Raw genomic sequence first — 1,545 nt, 5'->3', positions numbered from 1 at the left:
CCTCCTACCGTCCGTCATCGTGACCGTCCGTCATCGTGACCATCCGTCGTCATGATCGTCCATCATCGTGCATCGTGCTCACCAGTGCGTTCTCCCCAGACGAGGACGATCGGGTTGGTCGCGGCCAGGCGCAGCGCCCCGTCCGGCAACGGTCGCAGGCGGGACGCGGCGAGCTGCGTTCCGCTGACGTCGAAGCCGGCGGCGGCAAGTGCCTCCCAGGTCGGGCGGACCCGGTCGAGAGCGGCGAGGGCGACGGCCACGCTGCGTCGTGCGTGCCGTGCACAGGCGGCGACCACTTCCGGTCCGCCGCCACCGACGAACACCGCGTCCGGTGCGGGCAGGCCGGTGAGCACGCCCGGTGCGCTACCCGGGACGACCTGGACGGACACCCGGTGTGTACGCGCGTTGGCGCGGGTGCGGGCGCAGGCGTCCGGGTCGTGGTCGACGGCGACGACGGCCGCGCCCAGGCGTGCGCACTCCACCGCGACCGAGCCGCTGCCGGCGCCGACATCCCAGACGAGGTCTCCCGGCCCCGGGCCGAGCCGGGCCAGGGCCACCGCCCGCACCTCCGCCTTGCTGATCATCGAGTCGCGGTGGGTGAACGCGGCTTCGTCCAGCGCCCAGCCGGGCGGGGAGGTCCGGTGGGGGAACAACCACCCGGCCCGGTCGGAATCCTGCTCCCCCGGACGGGGATGGTCGGTGTCGCGCACGATGACGATGTTCGGTTCCCGCCAGTCACGGCGGGCGGCGGCCTGCTGCGGGGTGCACCATCCGGTCCGTTCGGCGGGCATGCCGAGTTCCTCGGCGACGAACATCCGCCGGGGTAGCCCCACGAGCGCCGCGCCGAGCGCGGACGGGTCGCCAGCCGGCCCCGGCCCGGTCAGCACGGCGACCGTGTGGTGGGCGCGGCAGACGTGGACGGCCCGCCGCAGGCTGCGGCCGTGCGCGCTGACGACCAGCGCGTCGTCCCAGGGCAGGCCGGCGCGGGCGAACGCGACGGCCACCGACGAGGTCGCGGGCAGCAGTTCGACGTCGACGCCGTGGTCGCGGTCGAGTCCGTGCCGGCGCAGCGTCCGGAGGATGCCGAAGAACCCCGGATCGCCGCTGGCGAGAACGACAGCCGGCCCGCCGCCTGCGGCGAAGTGCCCGGTCAGCTCGGCGAGACCGGCCGCGACACCGCCCAGGACGACGGTGCGCACGCCGGCGGGGAGGTGCCCCCCGAGCGCGTCCAGGTGGCGGCGGCCACCGACGACCAGCGTGGCGGTGGCGAGCGCACCGGCCGCCTGGTCGGTGAGCGCGCGGCCGTCCCAGCCGATCACTGTCACGCGCACGGTCCCACCCATGCCGGTTCCGTGGCGGCCACGCAGGACGTCCCGGTGAAGTCGACCATGGCGACCCGGGCCCGCAGGCGTCCGTCGGTGAACCGGGCGAGGACCTCGGCGACCCGGGCGCACAGCAGGTCACCGGCAGCCCGCAGCAGTCCGGCGCCGTCCCACAGCTCGTAGGCGTGGCGGGCGGTGTTGGCCGTGGCGACGGCCGCCACCA

General features: G+C 75.5%; 1 protein-coding gene and 1 pseudogene. Both read right to left on the bottom strand.

The annotated features are described in order from the left end of the window. Positions 1 to 62: 62 nt before the first annotated feature. Positions 63 to 1,343, bottom strand: coding sequence for a precorrin-6y C5,15-methyltransferase (decarboxylating) subunit CbiE (gene cbiE / locus DD1DGNOD_RS14705; RefSeq protein ID WP_131770390.1), 1,281 nt, complete (start codon positions 1,341 to 1,343; stop codon positions 63 to 65). Next, positions 1,322 to 1,545, bottom strand: a pseudogene (locus DD1DGNOD_RS14700) (cobalt-precorrin-5B (C(1))-methyltransferase); the annotation flags it as partial. The gene cbiE and the pseudogene DD1DGNOD_RS14700, both read right to left, overlap by 22 nt.

Source organism: Candidatus Protofrankia californiensis, from assembly GCF_900634765.1.
Lineage (GTDB): Bacteria > Actinomycetota > Actinomycetes > Frankiales > Frankiaceae > Protofrankia > Protofrankia californiensis.
The sequence above is the reverse complement of the archived record's forward strand: the minus strand, read 5'-3'. Positions and strand labels throughout refer to the sequence as shown.